This window comes from Burkholderia sp. BCC0506 (assembly GCF_902833145.1).
Lineage (GTDB): Bacteria > Pseudomonadota > Gammaproteobacteria > Burkholderiales > Burkholderiaceae > Burkholderia.
The window spans coordinates 76,858-95,805 of the sequence record NZ_CADFEN010000017.1 but is presented as its reverse complement, the minus strand read 5'-3'; the positions used below and the strand labels follow the sequence as shown (position 1 = coordinate 95,805).

The following is an 18,948-nucleotide window of genomic DNA, read 5'->3' as shown; positions in this document are numbered from 1 at the left end:
CCTTGAAGGGTCGTTCGAGACCAGGACGTTGATAGGTCGGGTGTGTAAGCGCAGTAATGCGTTCAGCTAACCGATACTAATTGCCCGTAAGGCTTGATCCTATAACAAGTCTGCCTTGTAGATCGGCGCCGTGTGAAAGCACTGGCCGCGATCCAAAGCGACAAGTTGGATTCTCGTGTGTGATACACACAACTCAAAATTACTGCTTCTTCCAGGATTGGTTGCGCTGCGAAGCAACGCAACAACCCCCTTTGCCTGATGACCATAGCGAGTCGGTCCCACCCCTTCCCATCCCGAACAGGACCGTGAAACGACTCTACGCCGATGATAGTGCGGATTCCCGTGTGAAAGTAGGTAATCGTCAGGCTCCCCTCAAGCCAGAAACCCCCGCCCAAAAGGCGGGGGTTTTTGCATTTCGGCGCCCCAAAAAGCAGACGGTGAGGCGTTACCAGGGTCACGCACGTCGGCTTTTCCCGCTGGCGCGATCAATCATCGCGCCGAGCCTGTCAATTCGCTGCTCTGTCGTTTTCGAGCACTCCGCAGTTGTGCCGTCCGAAATCTCCGACTTCCCCTTCCGCCAGCCGCTCCCATCCGTCTTCGGACCGGCTCCGGCCAATGCAACGCATTCGGCGGCAATGTCCTGATGGCCGATGATGGGCGACGTTGATTCGCGATAATCGACAAATGCCGCTTTCTGTCGAAAAAGCCCTGCTTCATTGGCCCTTCATCATGTCCGATGTCATGTGCATATCTCGGTGAGCGCAGCGCAAAATCATCATAAAAATCTATGCGCATAAAGTTCATTCGTGCGACATGCGCGGCAGAGCGAGGAACAAGTCCTTCGGGGTAATATCACCGTTCGTCCCGATTCCCCGGTGCTTGCCTACGTCCGCCGGCGGTCGGCGCTTTTTGCATATCCGTCTCCTGCATCGCTCATGACCGACAGCCCCGCCCATAGTGGTCGGACGACCGACTTCCTGCCGTATCTCGTCGCCGCGACGTTCTTCATGGAGTACCTCGACACGACCGTGATCGCGACCGCACTGCCGCAAATGGCGCGCTCGTTCGGCGTCGGGCCGAATGCGCTGAGCCTCGGGATGACGGCCTACATGCTGGCGTTGGCGGTGTTCATCCCGATCAGCGGCTGGATCGCGGACCGCTATGGTTCGCGCACCGTCTTCGCGAGTGCGATTGTCGTCTTCACCGGCGCGTCGGTGCTGTGCGGGCTGTCCGAAGGCGTGATGTCGTTCACGGCTGCCCGGCTGCTACAAGGTGTCGGCGGGGCGATGATGGTGCCGGTCGGGCGAATGATCGTCGTGCGAAGTACCGAGAAGGCGAGGCTGATGCGTGCGATCGCGACGATCACTTGGCCGGGCATCGTTGCGCCCGTCGTCGGGCCGCCGATCGGTGGCTTCATCACGACCTATGCGTCGTGGAGATGGATCTTCCTGTTGAACGTTCCGTTCGGCCTTGCCGCGCTCGTTTGTACCTGGCTGATCGTCCGGAATACGCGGGCCGACGAACAACGGCCGCTCGACTGGGTCGGCTTCGTGCTGGCCGGTGGCGCATTGACCTGCCTGCTGATCGGCACCGAGGCGGCCGGCCAGCAGGATGTCGACTTCACGCGCGCAGGTGTCCTGGTGGGCGCAAGCGTGCTGTTCGGCATCGCTGCATGGCTGCATGCGCGACGCTGCGCGTTTCCGCTGCTCGATTTCACGACGCTGAAGGTGCCGACGTTCTCGGTGACGGTGATCACCGGCTCGATCACGCGGATGGCGATCAACGCCGTCCCATACCTGCTGCCGCTGTTGTTCCAGATCGGCTTCGGGCTGTCGCCGTTCCAGTCGGGCCTGCTGCTGCTCGCGAGCGCGCTCGGCAACCTCGGGATGAAGGCGGGCACATCCTGGATTCTCGACCGGTACGGCTTCCGGCGCGTTGCGCTCGTCGACGTGACGATCGTCGGCATCTTCACGATCGCATGCGGCTGGCTGACCGCGTCGACGCCGCTGGCGATCACGCTGTTCGTCGTATTCGTCTACGGGCTCACGCGATCGATGCAGTTCACGACGCTCGCGACGCTCGCGTATGCGGATATCCCGGCTCACCAGACGAGCGCGGCCAGCACCCTGTGGAGCGCCGCGCAGCAGATGACGATCGGGATGGGGATCGCGTTCGGTGCATTGTCGCTGCGGCTCGCGGCATGGGGGCGCGGCGATGCGGCGGGCATGCACTACGTGCTCGACGATTTCCGCTGGGCATTCGTCGCGGCGGGCGTGCTCGCACTGCTGACGTTGCCGGGTTACGCACGACTGGCTTCCGATGCCGGCGACCGGCTGCGGGCCAGTGTGGCGCGCGGATAGGCCGGACTTCAAATCGTGTTTGCGGCGCGACGGGGAGCACGCCCGTTTTCCGGTGCTCACCCGAAACGCTGGTTCGTTGCGGCGGCGATCGCCTGACGGTCGGCGCAATCAGTCTTCTGTCATTGCGGACGAGCGGCCTTTCGGGCGGAGAGGCCTTATCGGAATACTCGCCGAACGATCACGCGCAGTACGGGGATGAGCACGAATGCGATCCGTGCCAGGCGGTAGGACGGTACCGTGACCGTCCAGATGTCCACTACTGCGCATCATGGAAGATGATGCCGACCGTGTGGCGATGGCCGCTTCGAATCCGGCTGACGCCATGACGCAAGTTGACGCGATAGACGCCGCGGGTTCCCTGCACGGGCCGGCCGTGTACCGCGAAAATCACGGCATCGCCTTGCGTCAGCGGCACCACTTCCGCACGCGACTGCATGCGTGGCCGTTGTTCCGTCAGCACGAACTCCCCACCACTGAAATCGCGGCCCGGCACCGACAGCAGGATCGCGACCTGCAGCGGAAACACGTGCTCGCCATACAGGTCCTGATGGAGGCAGTTGTAGTCGTCGGCGCCGTACTGCAGGATCAGCGGCGTCGGTCGCGTCTGCCCCGCGGCGTGGCAGCGATCGAGAAACGTCGCATGGTCTTTCGGATAACGAACGTCGACGCCGAGCGCGCGGTTCCAGCGATTCGCGATCGGCGCGAGGTGCGGATAGATCGTCGTACGCAGTTCGGCGATGACCGCAGGCAGCGGATAGGCGAAATACTTGTACTCGCCGCGGCCAAAGCCGTGCCGCGCCATCACGACGCGTGAACGATAGAGCGCATCGCGCGGATAGAGCGACGCGAGCGCATCGCACTCGCTTGCCGACATCAGGCCCGGCACGCGCGCGCATCCGTAGCGATCGAGCTCGGCATCGACGCTCGGCCAGTCGAGGGCGTCGACGCGTTGCGCGATGTCCAGCGATTCGACGGCAGGTTGCAGATCGGCAATGTTCACGGGCGTACCTCGGGGCATCGGCAGCGTGGCGCCGTGCGGTCGCGCACGGTCGAGACCACGATGAAAGTGGATGAACCCAGTCTAGCGGCGTTCGTGCGCCGGTACGCTCCAGATCTTGCGCTTCAATTCGGACAAGGAAACAGCGGAAAGCGGGGGCGCGGTATCGACACACTGAATGTGGCGATGTGCCGGAAAGGAGAGCGCGGAAACAGAGAGGCAGCGAAGCGACAAATCCGACCTGCCGCGGCGGATGACCGGCTATTCGCCCGCCACCCGCCGCGTCCACGATCAGGCCAGCGACCGGAACAACCAGTAAAGCCCGGCTGCCAGCGCGATCGACGCCGGCAGCGTCAGCACCCATGCGAGGACGAGGCTGCGCACCGTGCTCCATTGCAGCCCGGAGCCGTTCGCCGCCATCGTGCCCGCGACGCCTGACGACAGCACGTGAGTCGTCGACACGGGGAGCCCATACATGTCGGCCGCGCCAATCGTCAGCATCGCGACGAGTTCGGCCGATGCGCCTTGTCCGTAGGTCAGATGCTGCTTGCCGATTTTTTCGCCGACGGTGACGACGATGCGCTTCCAGCCGACCATCGTCCCGAGGCCCAGCGCGATCGCGACGGCGACTTTCACCCATGTCGGAATGAACTTCGTCGCGTGGTCGAGCTGCTTGCGATAGTTGTCGATCGCGAGCTTGTCGTCGGCGGCGAACGCGGGCTGGCCCGACTTCTCGAGCAGGCGAATGGCTTCGGACACCAGATACATCGTGTTGCGCACGTTGTCGACGTCGCGCTGCGGCACGGCCGCCATCGAGCCCGACGCGCCGACGGCGGTCGCGAGCGACGTGGACAACTGCGCGACGGCCGGCAGCACGGCGGGCGTCAGTTCACGATGCTGCACGTAGTGTTCGACATCGGCACGCGGGTTCGCGGACGGCGCGATGCCGTTCGTGTATTTGCCGAACGTCGTGGCCGCCTGGTTCGCGACGGCCACGAAGGTCTGCGATTCGGCGGGCGTGACGGCCTTGTTCAGCGCATACGCGGTCGGCACCGTGCCGATCAGGATCAGCATGATGAGGCCCATCCCTTTCTGTCCGTCGTTCGAGCCGTGCGCGAACGACACGCCGGTGCAGGTGAGGATCAGCAGGCAGCGAATCCAGAACGGCGGCGGCTGGTCCTTGGGCGGCTCCTTGTACAGCTCGGGAATCCGTACGACGGCCTTCAGCACGAGCAGCAGCAGCGACGCACACAGGAAACCGACGATTGGCGAGAACAGCAGCGACTTGCCGACACCGAGCGCCTGGCCCCAGTCGACCCCGCTCGTGCCGGACGGTCCGTGCATCAGCTGGTTCATCAGCCCGACGCCGATGATCGACCCGATCAGCGTATGCGAGCTCGACGACGGCAACCCGAAATACCAGGTCGCGAGGTTCCAGACGATCGCGGCGATCAGCAGCGCGAACACCATCGCGAAGCCCGAGCCGCTGCCGACCTGCAGGATCAGCTCGACCGGCAGCAACTGCAGGATGCCGAACGCGACGGCACCGCTCGAGACCATCACGCCGAGGAAGTTCCACATGCCCGACCAGATCACCGCGACGTTCGGCGTCAGCGAGTGCGTATAGATCACGGTCGCGACCGCATTCGCGGTGTCGTGGAAGCCGTTGACGAATTCGAAGCCGAGCGCGATCAGCAGTGCGGCGCCGAGCAGGAGGTACGGGAACAGCGTCCCTTCGCGGACCGACGACAGATCGTCGATCAGGTGCGTGGCGATATAGACGGCGCCGAGCACCAGCACCAGCAGGAAGGCGGCGTAGCCGATCTGCCGGGTGCGTGCGACGGAGCCCGGATTGTTCGAGGCGGACGAGGCAGGTTGATTCATGACGACATCTCTGAAAGGGGGGGGGCGCGTCCGATCCTAGCCGCGGCTAGCAGACAGTTTGATGACAGTCGGGAGGACGAACGGTGTGTCTTACGGAGATGTAAGGCGAGCGGCGCCATGCGAAGCGTGGGCGCATCGTCTGCTCACATAGTGAGCACGACAGGGGCTTACGCGCTGGAGTCGCGCCGGCCGTCGTCCGTCGCGGCCAACGTCCAGCCGTTCGGTGACGCGACAAACGTCGTGCACGACAGCGGCGCGACGTCGAGGCGCGTCGCGGCGCCGGGATTCATCCGCAGCACGTGCGCGATGGCCGCGCGGACGATCGGCGCGTGCGTGATCGCGACGACGTCGCGATCGGGCGGCAGCGCGTTCAACCAGGTGCCGATTCGATGCGCGGCGGCGTCGAACGATTCGCCGCGATGCGGCGACGCGGACGGCGTGCCGATCCACGCGGCAAGTTCGTCAGGCAGTTCGCGCGCGAGATCGTGCAGCCGCTTGCCGCGCCAGTCGCCGTAGTCGACGTCGCGCAACGCGTCGTCGACCTCGGCGTGCAGCCCGAGCGCATCGGCGGTCTGCCTGGCGCAACGCGCCGGGCTGCACAGCACGCGCGAGCCGGCAGCGCGCGTCCACCGGCCGCGCAGCGCGGCGGCTTCGGCGAGCCCGTGCGCGTCGAGCGGATCGTCGTCGGGAAACGTGCCGGTGCGCATTGCGCGGGTCGACGCGTGCGCGATCAGGTGCAGCGAGGCATGCATGTTCATGTCGGTTGTCGGATGATCCGCGGCCCAGCGCGCTTGCCTATGTGGCATCGCTTCAATACGCGAACGTTCGCGCGTACAATTCGCCCGATACGAAGCGCGGAAGCCGGTGCAAATCCGGTGCGGTCGCGCCACTGTAACCGGGGAATCGACGATCCCGGAAGCCAGACCTGCCTTCGTACCCATCCATCATTTGTCGGGGCGCGATTCCCCTGAGGTGCATCCATGAGCGAAGCAGTGCTGAAGCCGGCGGTCGTGCCGGCACCCATCCCCGTCCGTGAGCTGTTGCCGTGGGCCGTGTTCGTCGGCCTGCTCCTGCTGCTCGCACTGTATTTCGTCGGTGCGGAACAGGGCGCGACGTCGCTCGTGCCGGGCATGCTCGTCCACGAATTCGTCCACGACGGCCGCCATCTGCTCGGCTTTCCCTGCCACTGACGCGGAGCATACGATGGTCGGAAAGCTGCTCATGCGCGGGATGCTCGCAGGCATCGCCGCGGGCCTCCTCACGTTCGGTTTCGCCAGGATCGTCGGCGAGCCCCAAGTCGATCAGGCGATCGCCTTGGAAGAAAAAACCACCGCCGCCCAGGGCGAAGCACCGGAGCCCGAGCTGGTCAGCCGCCACACGCAGGCCGGCCTCGGGCTGCTGACGGGCGTCGTGACCTACGGCGCGGCATTCGGCGGGTTGTTCTCGCTGGTCTTCGCGTATGCGTACGGACGCGGCAGCCGCCTGCCGGCACGGCCGCTCGCCGCATGGCTCGCGCTGGCGGCGTTCGTCGCGCTCGTGATCGTGCCGAACCTCAAGTACCCGGCCAATCCGCCGTCGGTCGGCGACCCCGACACGATCGGCTACCGCACGGGGCTGTTTTTCCTGATGATCGCGATCTCGGTCGCGACGATGGCGTTCTCGGTCGGCGTGCGTCGCCATCTGCTGCCGAAGCTCGGCCAGTGGAACGCGTCGATCGTCGCCGGGCTCGTGTTCGTCGCGATCATCGCGGCCGTGCAGATCGGGCTGCCGTCGGTCAGCGAGCTGCCGGCCGATTTTCCGGCGGCCCTGCTGTGGAAGTTCCGCATGGCGGCCATCGGCATGCAGGTGATCATGTGGACGACGATCGGCCTGCTGTTCGGCGCGTGGGTCGAGCGCGGCGAACGCACCGGCACCGGCATGCGCGCCGCCTGACGCGCGCGCCGGCCGGGCGCGCCTAGCGCAGCATGCGCGGCGCGCCCCACGCCGACTCGCGCGCCAGCGCGACGAACGCGGCCAGATAGTCGATCGATGCGTCCGCTTCCCGGATGCCGAGGAAGATCTGCTTCGCGATGCCCTTCTTGCCGAGCTTGACCGGCACGACCGGCATCCGGTCCGCGTATTCGTCGGCGAGCCACCGCGGCAGCGCGGCCACGCCGCGCCCGCTCGCGACCATCTGCAGCATGATGTCGGTCGTCTCGATCGACTTGTGCCGCCTCGGCACGATGCCGGCCGGCGTCAGGAACTGGTTGTAGATGTCGAGCCGGTCGGTTTCGACCGGGTACGTGATCAGGATCTCGTCGGTCAGTTGCTCCGGCGTCACGTAGTCGGCATTCGCGAACCGGTGCGACTCCGCGACCACCAGCACCTGCTCGTAGTCGAACACGGGATCGAAGCGCAGCCCCGGCTTGTTCAGCGGATCGGGCGTCACGAGCACGTCGATGTCGTAACCGAACAGCGCGCCGATGCCGCCGAACTGGAAGCGCTGCTTCACGTCGACGTCGACATCGGGCCAGCGCGACAGGTACGGCGACACGACCTTCAGCAGCCACTGGTAGCACGGGTGGCACTCCATCCCGATGCGCAGCGTGCCGCGCTCGCCCTTCGCGTACTGCTTCATCCGCTCCTCGGCGAGCTCGAACTGCGGCAGCAGCCGGTTCGCCAGCCTCAGCAGGTACTGTCCGCCCTGCGTGAGCCGCAGGCCGCGGCCTTCCCGATCCCAGATCGGCGTGCCGAGCTGCTGCTCGACTTTCCTGACGGCGTGGCTGAGCGCCGATTGCGTCAGATGCAGCGCATTGGCCGCGGCCGTCAGCGAGCCCTGGCGCTCGACCTCCCGGATCACGACGAGATGGAATCGTTCCAGCATGGGGATCGCTTATTCAATGGATATATGAACAAATTTAATGGATGAATGAAATAATGCCATTTTATTTCATGGTTTGAAATCCCTATGATGGCTGCCGAATCTTCATTCTTTCTCTGGACGGCAGCTTCATGGTCACGACACACAACCTCGGTTTTCCGCGCATCGGCGCGAAGCGCGAACTCAAGTTCGGTCTCGAACGCTACTGGAAGGGCGAATCGTCGCGCGACGAACTGAAGGCGCTCGGCGCCGAGTTGCGCCGGCGCCATTGGCACGACCAGCGCGATCTCGATCTCGCGCCGATCGGCGACTTCGCGTTCTACGACCAGGTGCTCGACATGAGCTTCACGCTCGGCAACCTGCCGAAGCGCGTGCAGGATTTCCACGGCGATGCGCTCGACAACTATTTCCGTGTCGCGCGCGGCCGCTCGGCGCAGTCGGCGGAAGAGCATGCGGCGTGCTGCGGCGGCGTCGCGGCCGGCGAAATGACGAAGTGGTTCGACACGAACTACCACTACATCGTGCCGGAGTTCCATGCGGACACGAACTTCTCGCTCGATCCGTCGCGCCTGCTGCAGCAACTGGCCGAAGCGAACGCGCAGGGCGTGCAGGCGAAGCCGGTGATTGTCGGCCCCGTCACGTATCTGTGGCTCGGCAAGGCGAAGGACGATTCCGATCGCCTCGCGCTGCTGCCGAAGCTGCTGCCGGTGTACGGCGCGCTGCTCGACACGCTGACCGCGCAGGGCGTCGAATGGGTGCAGATCGACGAGCCGATTCTCGTCACCGAGCTCGATGCCGAATGGCGCCAGGCGTTCCGCACCGCGTATGCGGTGCTGGAAACGCGCCGCATCAAGCTGCTGCTTGCCACGTACTTCGGCCAGCTTCAGGACAACCTGACGCTCGCGGCGTCGCTGCCGGTCGACGGTCTGCATGTCGACGCAGTCAACGCCCGCGACGAACTCGACATGCTGGTGCGCGAATTGCCGGCCGACCGCGTGCTGTCGGTCGGCGCGATCAACGGCCGCAATATCTGGAAGACCGACCTGAATGCGACGCTCGACTGGCTCGAGCCGCTCGCGAAGCAACTGGGCGACCGGCTGTGGCTCGCGCCGTCGTGCTCGCTGCTGCACGTGCCCGTCGATCTCGCGAGCGAGGAGAAGCTCGACGCGGAAATCCGCTCGTGGCTCGCGTTCGCGCTGCAGAAGCTCGACGAGCTGAAGGTGCTCGCGACGGCGCTGAACGAAGGTCGCGACAAGGTGGCCGACGCGCTCGCCGCGAATGCCGCCGCGATCGATTCGCGCCGCCGCTCGCCGCGCGTGAACAACCCGGCGGTGAAGGCCGCGATCGCGCGCATCGACGCGCGGCTCGGCAAGCGCGCGAGCCCCTATGCGCAGCGGGCGTCGAAGCAGTCGGCGCGCCTGAACCTGCCCGCGTTCCCGACGACGACGATCGGTTCGTTCCCGCAGACCGCCGAGATCCGCCAGGCGCGCAGCCAGTTCAAGGCCGGCGTGCTGGACGAAGCCGGCTATCGCACGGCGATGCAGGCCGAGATCGAACGCAGCATCCGCGAACAGGAATCGCTCGAACTCGACGTGCTCGTGCATGGCGAAGCGGAGCGCAACGACATGGTCGAATACTTCGGCGAACAACTCGACGGCTACGCATTCAGCCAGTTCGGCTGGGTGCAGTCGTACGGGTCGCGCTGCGTGAAGCCGCCGATCCTGTTCGGCGACATCAGCCGCCCGAAGGCGATGACGGTCGAGTGGATCACGTACGCGCAGTCGCTGACGAGCAAGCCGATGAAGGGGATGCTGACCGGCCCCGTGACGATCCTGAACTGGTCGTTCGTGCGCGACGACCAGCCGCGCTCGGTATCGTGCTACCAGCTTGCGCTGGCGATCCGCGACGAAGTGCTCGATCTCGAGAAGGCCGGCGTGCGCGTGATCCAGATCGACGAAGCGGCGCTGCGCGAAGGGCTACCGTTGCGCCGCGCGCAATGGAGCGAATACCTGAAGTGGGCGGTGGAGTCGTTCCGCATCGCCGCGAACGGCGTGCAGGACGATACGCAGATCCACACGCACATGTGCTATTCGGAGTTCAACGACATCATCGCGTCGATCGCCGACATGGACGCGGACGTGATCACGATCGAGACGTCGCGCTCCGACATGGAGCTGCTCGACGCGTTCGACGACTTCAGGTATCCGAACGAAATCGGGCCGGGCGTGTACGACATCCATTCGCCGAACATCCCGACGCAGGATCACATCGTCGGGCTGATGAGGAAGGCGGCCGAACGAATTCCGGCGGAACGCTTGTGGGTGAACCCGGATTGCGGCCTGAAGACGCGCCAGTGGGCGGAAGTGATTCCGGCGCTGACGAACATGGTCGCCGCCGCGAAGACGCTGCGCAACCAGGTGCGGTAGCCACGCAGCGCGTGCTGCGGGGCGTCGTCGCGATCGCCGATCGCGACGGAAAAAAGCGGCCCGCAGAAGCGGGCCGCTTTTCGTCATGCACGCGTTTGCGCTATGCGTCGAGGCATCAAGCCGTGCGCGTGCCGCGCGGCAGCGCGTCGTTCGTCTTGCCGGGCGCGTCCGCGTCGTCGATGCTGACGCGGCGCGAGATCAGCCACACGCACAGCGACGACAGCATGGCCGCGCTCGTGTACTGAAGCGCGAGCGGCCACCATTGCGGCGCGGTGTTCTGCGCGATGACGGTCGCGACCAGCGGCGTGAGGCCGCCGGCGAGCGCGCCGCACACCTGGTACGCGATCGAGATCGCCGTGTAGCGGATCCGCGCGACGAAGATGCCGCTGACGAAACCCGCGACCACCGAGTAGTAGCCCGATTCCGCGAGCGTCGCGAGGCCGACGCCGACCGTGATCGACACCGGCGTGCCCAGGTGCACGAGCGGCAGCATCGCGAACGGGACGATCATCGCCCACGCACCGGTGATCAGCAGCACGCGCGTGGTGCCGAAGCGCTGCGCGAGGAACGCGGCCGCGAGCTGCACGACGAACTGCAGCACCGCGACGATCGTCATGCAATGCAGCACCATCGACCGGTCGAGCGACAGGAACTGCGTCGCGTAGCTGATCATGAAGATGTTGCTGAAATACACGCCGGCGATGCCGTACACGTTCGCGCCGATCGCGAGCAGCAGCAGCGGCCAGACCCTGAGCGCTTCGCGCAGCGGTTTTTGCGCGATGTTGCCGCTCTTTTTGACTTCCTCGAACTCGGGCGATTCGGACACGCTCGCGCGGATCACGAAGCCGACGATCAGCAGCACGGCGCTCGCGAGGAACGGCACGCGCCAGCCCCAGCTCATCATGTCGTCCTTCGACAGCGTGCTGATCGCGCCGAACGCCAGCATCGACAGGATCAGGCCGCTCGCGCTGCCGAGCTGCGCGAACGACGCGAAGAACGTGCGCTTGCCTTCCGGCGCATGCTCGCCGGCCAGCAGTACCGCGCCGCCCCATTCGCCGCCGACCGCGATGCCCTGCAGCACGCGCATCAGCACGAGCAGGATCGGCGCGATCACGCCGGCTTGCGCATGCGTGGGCAGCAGGCCGATCGCGACCGTCGACACGGCCATCAGCATCAGCGTCGCGAGCAGCGACCGCTTGCGGCCGAAGCGGTCGCCGAGATAGCCGAACATCACGCCGCCGAGCGGCCGCGCGAAGAAGCCGACCGCGAACGAGCCGAACGACGCGAGCAGGCTGATGAAACGGTTTTCGCCGGGAAAGAACAGCGGCCCGAACACGATGGCGGCGGCGGTCGCATAACTATAGAAGTCGTACCACTCGATCGTGGTGCCGACGAACGAAGCGAGCGCCGCCCGCTTCGGCTGCTTGACGGAAGTCCCCATCTCGATGTGTGCTCCTCTGGAATCCTCTGATTTGGAATAGTGGCGGCGGCGGGATCAGTCGCGGTACGCGACGCCCGGCAGCACGCACAGCAGCTCGTACGCGAGGTTCGCGCCGAGCAGCGCCGTCGTGCCGAACGGGTCGTACGGCGGCGCGACTTCGACGAGATCGCAGCCGACGATGTTCAGCCCCTTCGCGCCGCGGATGATCTCGAGCGCCTGCGGCACCGTGAGGCCCGCGATTTCCGGCGTGCCGGTGCCCGGTGCGTAGGCCGGGTCGATGCCGTCGATGTCGAAGCTGATGTAGACGGGCGTGTCGCCGACGCGCGCGCGCACTTCTTCCATCAGCGGCGCGAGCGACTTGTTCCAGCATTCCTCGGCCTGGACGACGCGGAAGCCCTGCTCGCGGCACCAGTCGAAATCCTCGGCCGCGTAGCCGGTGCCGCGCAGGCCGATCTGCGTGACCTTGTCGCCGTGCAGCAGGCCTTCCTCGACCGCACGGCGGAACGGCGTGCCGTGCGCGATCTTTTCGCCCATCATCGTGTCGTTCACGTCGGCGTGTGCATCGACGTGGATCAATGCAACCTTGCCGTGCTTGCGGTGGATCGCGCGCAGGATCGGCAGCGCGATCGTATGGTCGCCGCCGAGCGTGATCGGCTTGCAGTCGTGCTCGAGAATCGCGTCGTACGCGGCTTCGATGCGGGCGATCGAATCGTGCAGGTTGTACGGATTGATCGCGACGTCACCGATGTCGGCGACCTGCAGCGAATCGAACGGCGCGGCGCGCGTGGCCATGTTGTACGGACGCAGCAGCACGGATTCGGTGCGGATCTGGCGCGGGCCGAAGCGCGCGCCGGTGCGGTTGGACGTGCCGAGATCGAACGGCACGCCGACGAAACACGCGTCGAGGCCTTCGGCGCTCGCCACGTGCGGCAGGCGCATCATCGTCGCGATGCCGCCGCAGCGCGGCATTTCATTGCCGCCGAGCGGCTGAAAGTGGGTGTGGTCGTTCATGAGGTGTCTCTTCCGGTGTGGGGTTGCCGTATCATGCGACGCGGCCTGGCGCACAGTTTTACGCGCTCCGCCGGGAAAGAAGAATGCGAAGATATCGACGTAAACATCGATTTTCATCGATGTATGGAAGGGGATGAACGTGCTGGGGAATCTGTCGACCCTCGATCTGCGGTTGATCCGCGTCTTTCTCGCGGTCACGGACGCAGGCGGCGTGTCGGCCGCGCAGTCGGTGCTGAACGTCGGCCAGTCGACGATCAGCGCGCAACTGTCGTCGCTCGAGACGCGGCTCGGCTACCGGCTCTGCGAACGCGGTCGCAGCGGCTTCCGGCTCACTCCGAAGGGCGAACGGTTCCATGCGATGAGCCGCAAGCTGCTCGCGGCGCTCGACGAATTCGGGATGGCCGCGCGGCACATGGATCGCCAACTGGTCGGCACGCTGAACATCGGCCTGATCGGCCATACGCCGGTGAGCCAGAACGCGCGGATCGCCGAGGCGATCGCCGCGTTCCGCACCCGCGACGAGGCCGTGCGCTTCTCGATTTCGGTGCGCGCGCCCGGCGATCTCGAGGAGAAGCTGCTGAGCGACGAGATCCAGATCGCGGTCGGCTATTTCTGGCACCGCGTGCCGTCGCTGCACTACACGCCGCTGTTCATCGAGCGCCAGGTCGCGTATTGCGGCCGCGGCCATCCGCTGTTCGACGGCGCGGGCACGCTGACGCCGGCCGACGTCGCGGGCTTCGAATGGGCGTGGCGTTCGTATCCGCTGCCCGAGGCGCAGTTGTCGACGACGCCCGACCGCGTGACCGCGACCGCCGACAACATGGAGGCCGTCGCGCTGCTGATCCTGTCCGGCCACCATCTCGGCTACCTGCCGCAGCACTTCGCGGCGCCGTACGTCGCGCAGGGGCTGCTCGCGCCGCTCAACCCGGAGCGGCTGCGCTACGACGTGACGTTCCACATGGTCGTCGCGCGCAACGGGCGCGGGAATCCGCTCGTGGAGGCGTTTCTCGAGGATCTCGAGCGCGCGCACCAGGCGCCGGACGTGGCGTGACGCCGGCGCGGCCGGCCATGTGAATGAACGCGCGTTGCGTCCGGCCGGCTCGCCGGCCCGGCACGCATCACGGCACCGGCAGCCCCGCGTCGTGCTTCACCTCGCGCAGCGACAGCGCCGATTCGATCGACGTCACGCCGGGCAGCATCCGCAGCGAATCGCGCAGGAACGTGCCGTAGTCGTCGAGGTCGCGCGCGACCACCTGCAGCAGGTAGTCGGCCGTGCCCGCGACGTTGTGGCAGGCCAGGATCCGCTCGATGCCGAGCACTTCCCGTTCGAACCGGTCGGCGACCTTGCGGTCGTGCGTCGCGAACCGCACGAGCACGAACGCGACCACGCCGAAGCCAAGCGCCTGACGCGACAGCTGCGCGCGATAGCGCTCGATGTAGCCGTCGTTTTCGAGGCGTTTCAGGCGCCGCGCGCAAGGCGTCTCGGACAGCCCGACGGATTCGGCGAGTCGCGCGATCGGCAGGCGGCCGTCGCGCTGCACCGCGGCGAGGATCGCGCGGTCGGTTTTGTCGAGGTCGATCATGTTGGCGGAATCCTTGTTCGGATTTCACGATTGTGGCGGATTCCGCTACGGATGGCGAATCCTGAGCCAAAGATGGCCAATAATCCCTCCTCCTTCAGCGGCAACATATCGTCATTGAAGGACGGGGGCAGACCATGATTTCCACGCATTTGCTGTTGATTTACCTTGCCGCGCTGGCGGCCATCTATGCGGTGCCGGGCCCCGACATGGCGCTCGTGCTGCAGACCAGCATCGGCCGCGGCGTGCGGCCGGGCATGGCGGCGGCGGCCGGCCTGTCGCTTTCGCGCACCGCGCACGTGACGCTGTCGGCGTGCGGCGTCGCGGCGCTGATCCGCAGCGCGCCCTGGCTGTACGAGGTGATCCGCTACGGCGGCGCGCTCTATCTCGCGTATGTCGCGATCCAGGTGTTCCGCTCGCCGGTGTTCGCGCTCGGCGACGGCGACGCGGCGGCGGGCGAGCTGCGGCAGTCGTTCGTGAAGGGGCTGCTGACCAACCTGCTGAACCCGAAGGCGCTGCTGTTCTGCTCGGTGCTGCTGCCGCAGTTCGTGCGGCCCGAGGCCGGGCCGGTCGTGTGGCAGATGTTCGAGCTCGGCGCGCTGCTCGTCGCGGCCGGCGTGTGCTTCGACCTCGCGTGCGTGTTCGGCGCGTCGCGCATCGCGGCGTGGATGCGCGCGCATCCGCTCGCGCAGACGGTGCAGCGCTGGACCTTTTCCGCGGCGCTGATCGGTTTCGCGCTGCGGTTGTCGATGGACTGAGCGTCGCCGCCGCAGGGCCGTTGCGCGGGTCGATCGGTTGCGCGGGCGAGCCATGCAGGAATCGATACGGGCCGAGCGCGATGCCGGCCTTCGCGCGCACGCTTGCTGCAGAAGGGCGTGCGCGCAAATCGTCTGACTGTTCTAAACTTCCCTTGATTTCGCGCGATCGCGAACGCGCCGTTGCAAACGCCGTCGCGACCGACTGACCGAACGGAACCGTCTTCCGCAGGCTATGTCCGATTTCCTGGCTGTTCCGTGCAACGCGGTACCAAGGAGGGTCTGAACATGGCAAGGCATCTTCAAGCCGACCGTGAACCCCGCATCGTCGCCGAGTCCAAGTGCCTCGGCCAGTGCGATCCGGCAGAACGCATCCACGTCACGATCATGTTGCGGCGGCAGGAAGAAGGGCAACTCGATGCATTGGTCCACCAGCTCGCGACCGGCGACGCCCGCGCAAAACCGGTGTCGCGCGACGCCTTCGCGCAGCGTTTTTCCGCCAATCCCGACGATATCCGCAAGACCGAGGACTTCGCGCGTCGTCATCAACTGACGGTCGATCGCGTCGATCCGGTCGAGAGCGTCGTCGTGCTGTCCGGCACGATCGCGCAGTTCGAAGCCGCGTTCAGCGTGAAGCTCGAGCGTTTCGAACATCGTGCGATCGGCCAGTATCGCGGCCGCTCCGGCCCGATCGCGCTGCCCGACGAACTCGGCGATGCGGTGACCGCCGTGCTCGGCCTCGACAGCCGCCCGCAGGCGCGGCCGCACTTTCGTTTCCGGCCGCCGTTCAAGCCTGCGCGCGGCGCGGCGGCCGTCACGTTCACGCCGATCCAGCTTGCATCGCTGTACGACTTTCCGGCCGGCGACGGCGCGGGGCAATGCATCGCGATCATCGAGCTCGGCGGCGGCTATCGGGCGGCCGACATCCAGCAATATTTCCGCGGGCTCGGGATCACGACGCCGCCGACGCTCGTCGACGTGAACGTCGGCACGGGCCGCAATGCGCCGACCGGCGAGCCGAACGGCCCGGACGGCGAAGTCGCGCTGGACATCGAAATCGCCGGTGCGATCGCACCGGCGGCGAAGATCGCCGTCTACTTCGCGCCGAACAGCGACGCGGGCTTCATCCAGGCCGTCAACGCGGCCGTCACCGACAAGACCAACCGGCCTTCCGTGATCTCGATCAGCTGGGGCGGCCCGGAAGCGATCTGGCAGGCGCAGTCGGCGCAGGCGTTCAACCGCGTGCTGCAGGCCGCCGCCGCGCAGGGCATCACCGTATGCGCGGCGTCGGGCGATAGCGGCTCGGGCGACGGGCTGCAGGATGGCGCCGATCACGTCGACTTTCCCGCGTCCAGCCCGTACGTGCTCGGCTGCGGCGGCACGCAACTCGATGCGCTGCCCGGGCAGGGCATCCGTAGCGAGGTCACGTGGAACGACGACGCGTCGGGCGGCGGTGCGGGCGGTGGCGGCGTCAGTTCGCTGTTCGACCTGCCGGCGTGGCAGCAGGGACTGAAGGTCGCCCTTGCCGACGGCACGACCACGCCGCTCGCCAAGCGCGGCGTGCCCGACGTGGCCGGCGATGCGTCGCCGCAGACGGGCTATGAAGTGTCGGTGGCCGGCACGCCCGCGGTGATGGGCGGCACGAGCGCGGTCGCGCCGCTGTGGGCCGCGCTGATCGCGCGGATCAATGCGGCGGCCGGCGCGTCGGCCGGCTGGATCAACCCGGTGCTGTACAAGCATCCCGCCGCGCTGCGCGACATCACGAAAGGATCGAACGGCACGTATGCGGCCGCGTCCGGCTGGGACGCATGCACGGGCCTCGGCAGCCCGAACGGCGCGCAGCTCGCCACGATCCTCGCGCGCCAGCCGTCGAGCTGACGCGCCGGCGCACGTCTTTCCGTTCGACGCGGGTGGCCTGCCCGCGTCTTTTTTCACCTCCAGGAGCAGCACGATGGGCATCGATTCCGCATCTTCCGGCGGCGTGTATCCGCTGCATCACGGCGACCACAATTCGCATGGCGTGCCGCCGACCATCAACCCGGTCGCGCTGAGCCACGGCCGCGACCAACCGTTCTTCGATCCGGTCGCGTACGGCAACGGCCCCGACGACTCGGTGACCGACACGACCGAAGCGGCCGCGATCACGCACCATACGATCCTGATCGACGGGAAGCGCATCGCCTACACGGCGACGGTCGGCCACCTCGTGACGGTCGATCCGAGCAGTTCGCAGCCGGCCGCGAAGATTTTCTACGTCGCGTTCACGGCCGACGGCGCGAAGGAGGAAACGCGGCCCGTGACGTTCTTCTATAACGGCGGGCCCGGTTCGTCGTCGGTGTTCGTGCTGCTCGGCTCGTTCGCGCCCAAGCGCATCAAGACGTCGATGCCGGGGTTCACGCCGCCCGCGCCGTACCAGATCGAAGACAACCCGGACAGCATGATCGACCACAGCGACCTGGTGTTCATCAACCCGGTCGGCACCGGCTATTCGGCGGCCGTCGCGCCGAACAAGAACCGCGACTTCTGGGGCGTCGACCAGGACGCGAATTCGCTGAAGCAGTTCATCAAGCGCTACCTGACGAAGAACAACCGCTGGAATTCGCCGAAATACCTGTTCGGCGAATCGTACGGCACCGCGCGCAGCTGCGTGCTCGCGTACAAGCTGCACGAGGACGGCGTCGACCTGAACGGCGTCACGCTGCAATCGTCGATCCTCGATTACCGCCAGGCCGGCAACCCGGTCGGTGCGCTGCCGACCACCGCGGCCGACGCGTGGTATCACAAGAAGCTCGGCGTCAAGCCGGCGCCGACCGATCTCGGCGCGTTCGTCGAGGAAGTCGCGCAGTTCGCGCGCACCGACTACCTGAGCGCGCTGCGCGCGGTGCCGCATGCGAACCCGGCCACCGTGCAGAAACTGTCGGAATACACGGGCATCGATACGGCGACGCTGCAATCGTGGGGGCTCGACATCGCAGGCTACGACGCGCGCGGCAACTCGCTGTTCCTGACGACGCTGCTGCATGCGCAGGGGCTCGCGCTCGGTTCGTACGACGGGCGCGTGACCGGGATCTCGTCGGGCATCGCCGGCAAGATCGATCCGAATTCGGGCGGCAACGATCCGACGATGACGGCCGTGACGGGCGTCTATACGGCGATGTGGAACAGCTACCTGAACGAGCAGTTGAAGTTCACGTCGAACTCCGCGTTCACGGACCTGAACGACCAGGCCTTCCGGAACTGGGATTTCAGCCACATCGACCCGACCGGCGCGCAGCAGGGCATCGATGCGCAAGGGAACGTGATCCTCTACACGGCCGGCGACCTCGCCGCGGTGATGGCGCTGAACGTCGACCTGAAGGTGCTCTCGGCGAACGGCTTCTACGATTTCGTCACGCCGTTCTACCAGACCGTGATCGATCTGCAGCAAATGCCGCTGGAGGACCAGAAGGTGCGGCAGAACCTGTCCGCGCGGTTCTATCCGTCGGGGCACATGGTGTATCTCGACGGCGGCTCGCGCACCGCGCTCAAGCGCGATCTCGCGGCGATGTACGACGCGACGGTCAGCGATACGGGCGCGCGGATGCGCATTCGTGCGCTGCAGGCGAAGAAGACGGGCGGACACGCGTAGCGTGGC

The 18,948-nt window shown here is 66.4% G+C and carries 15 protein-coding genes, 2 rRNA genes and 1 riboswitch; of the genes, 10 read left to right on the top strand and 7 right to left on the bottom strand.

All coding sequences use genetic code 11. The features are described from left to right. From HWX62_RS30400 to HWX62_RS30390, 3 genes are all read left to right on the top strand, one after another. Positions 1-101: ribosomal RNA gene (locus HWX62_RS30400) — 23S ribosomal RNA — on the top strand; the annotation flags it as partial. A gap of 153 nt (positions 102-254) precedes the next feature. After that, positions 255-367, top strand: a 5S ribosomal RNA gene (rrf, locus tag HWX62_RS30395). A gap of 568 nt (positions 368-935) precedes the next feature. Then, on the top strand, positions 936-2,360 hold the full coding sequence (locus HWX62_RS30390) for an MFS transporter (protein ID WP_175933328.1): 1,425 nt from the start codon (positions 936-938) through the stop codon (positions 2,358-2,360). A gap of 256 nt (positions 2,361-2,616) precedes the next feature. On the opposite strand, the gene HWX62_RS30385 is transcribed toward HWX62_RS30390, so the two are convergent. The 3 genes from HWX62_RS30385 to HWX62_RS30375 form a co-directional block, all read right to left on the bottom strand. Then, positions 2,617-3,378: a 2OG-Fe(II) oxygenase gene (locus tag HWX62_RS30385; protein WP_175933327.1), complete on the bottom strand. Its 762-nt coding sequence runs from the start codon at positions 3,376-3,378 to the stop codon at positions 2,617-2,619. A gap of 270 nt (positions 3,379-3,648) precedes the next feature. Then, positions 3,649-5,241 (bottom strand): inorganic phosphate transporter, encoded by a 1,593-nt coding sequence (locus HWX62_RS30380; RefSeq protein ID WP_175933326.1) that lies wholly within the window; start codon positions 5,239-5,241, stop codon positions 3,649-3,651. A gap of 167 nt (positions 5,242-5,408) precedes the next feature. Then, positions 5,409-5,999, bottom strand: coding sequence for a histidine phosphatase family protein (locus HWX62_RS30375; protein ID WP_175933325.1), 591 nt, complete (start codon positions 5,997-5,999; stop codon positions 5,409-5,411). Between the two features lie 46 nt (positions 6,000-6,045). Further along, a riboswitch (cobalamin riboswitch) is annotated at positions 6,046-6,189 on the top strand. Between the two features lie 32 nt (positions 6,190-6,221). Here HWX62_RS30375 and HWX62_RS30370 point away from each other — a divergent pair. Continuing rightward, positions 6,222-6,431: a CbtB-domain containing protein gene (locus HWX62_RS30370; protein ID WP_175933324.1), complete on the top strand. Its 210-nt coding sequence runs from the start codon at positions 6,222-6,224 to the stop codon at positions 6,429-6,431. A 13-nt stretch (positions 6,432-6,444) separates the two neighbouring features. Next, complete coding sequence (locus tag HWX62_RS30365) at positions 6,445-7,173, top strand: CbtA family protein (RefSeq protein WP_175933323.1); 729 nt, start codon at positions 6,445-6,447, stop codon at positions 7,171-7,173. A 22-nt stretch (positions 7,174-7,195) separates the two neighbouring features. Here the strand turns inward: HWX62_RS30365 and HWX62_RS30360 are convergent, their stop codons facing one another. Next, a complete protein-coding gene (locus tag HWX62_RS30360) occupies positions 7,196-8,104 on the bottom strand; it encodes a LysR family transcriptional regulator (RefSeq protein ID WP_175933322.1) in 909 nt (302 codons plus the stop codon). A 128-nt stretch (positions 8,105-8,232) separates the two neighbouring features. Here HWX62_RS30360 and metE point away from each other — a divergent pair, with 128 nt between their 5' ends. Beyond that, positions 8,233-10,527 (top strand): 5-methyltetrahydropteroyltriglutamate--homocysteine S-methyltransferase, encoded by a 2,295-nt coding sequence (gene metE / locus HWX62_RS30355; protein ID WP_175933321.1) that lies wholly within the window; start codon positions 8,233-8,235, stop codon positions 10,525-10,527. 115 nt (positions 10,528-10,642) lie between these two features. Here the strand turns inward: metE and HWX62_RS30350 are convergent, their stop codons facing one another. Then, positions 10,643-11,968 (bottom strand): MFS transporter, encoded by a 1,326-nt coding sequence (locus HWX62_RS30350; RefSeq protein ID WP_175933320.1) that lies wholly within the window; start codon positions 11,966-11,968, stop codon positions 10,643-10,645. Positions 11,969-12,022: 54 nt separating this feature from the next. Then, positions 12,023-12,979: an agmatinase gene (gene speB, locus HWX62_RS30345; protein WP_059500531.1), complete on the bottom strand. Its 957-nt coding sequence runs from the start codon at positions 12,977-12,979 to the stop codon at positions 12,023-12,025. A 133-nt stretch (positions 12,980-13,112) separates the two neighbouring features. Here speB and HWX62_RS30340 point away from each other — a divergent pair, with 133 nt between their 5' ends. Continuing rightward, complete coding sequence (locus HWX62_RS30340) at positions 13,113-14,030, top strand: LysR family transcriptional regulator (RefSeq protein ID WP_244136116.1); 918 nt, start codon at positions 13,113-13,115, stop codon at positions 14,028-14,030. A gap of 67 nt (positions 14,031-14,097) precedes the next feature. On the opposite strand, the gene HWX62_RS30335 is transcribed toward HWX62_RS30340, so the two are convergent. Further along, a complete protein-coding gene (locus HWX62_RS30335) occupies positions 14,098-14,562 on the bottom strand; it encodes an Lrp/AsnC family transcriptional regulator (RefSeq protein ID WP_006488501.1) in 465 nt (154 codons plus the stop codon). 134 nt (positions 14,563-14,696) lie between these two features. Here HWX62_RS30335 and HWX62_RS30330 point away from each other — a divergent pair, with 134 nt between their 5' ends. The 3 genes from HWX62_RS30330 to HWX62_RS30320 all read left to right on the top strand — a co-directional run bounded on the left by HWX62_RS30330 (position 14,697) and on the right by HWX62_RS30320 (position 18,942). Further along, on the top strand, positions 14,697-15,317 hold the full coding sequence (locus tag HWX62_RS30330) for a LysE family translocator (RefSeq protein ID WP_089470532.1): 621 nt from the start codon (positions 14,697-14,699) through the stop codon (positions 15,315-15,317). 285 nt (positions 15,318-15,602) lie between these two features. Beyond that, complete coding sequence (locus HWX62_RS30325; protein ID WP_175932740.1) at positions 15,603-17,192, top strand: S53 family peptidase; 1,590 nt, start codon at positions 15,603-15,605, stop codon at positions 17,190-17,192. Positions 17,193-17,265: 73 nt separating this feature from the next. Further along, positions 17,266-18,942 (top strand): peptidase S1, encoded by a 1,677-nt coding sequence (locus HWX62_RS30320; RefSeq protein WP_175932741.1) that lies wholly within the window; start codon positions 17,266-17,268, stop codon positions 18,940-18,942. The last annotated feature ends 6 nt before the right edge of the window (positions 18,943-18,948 follow it).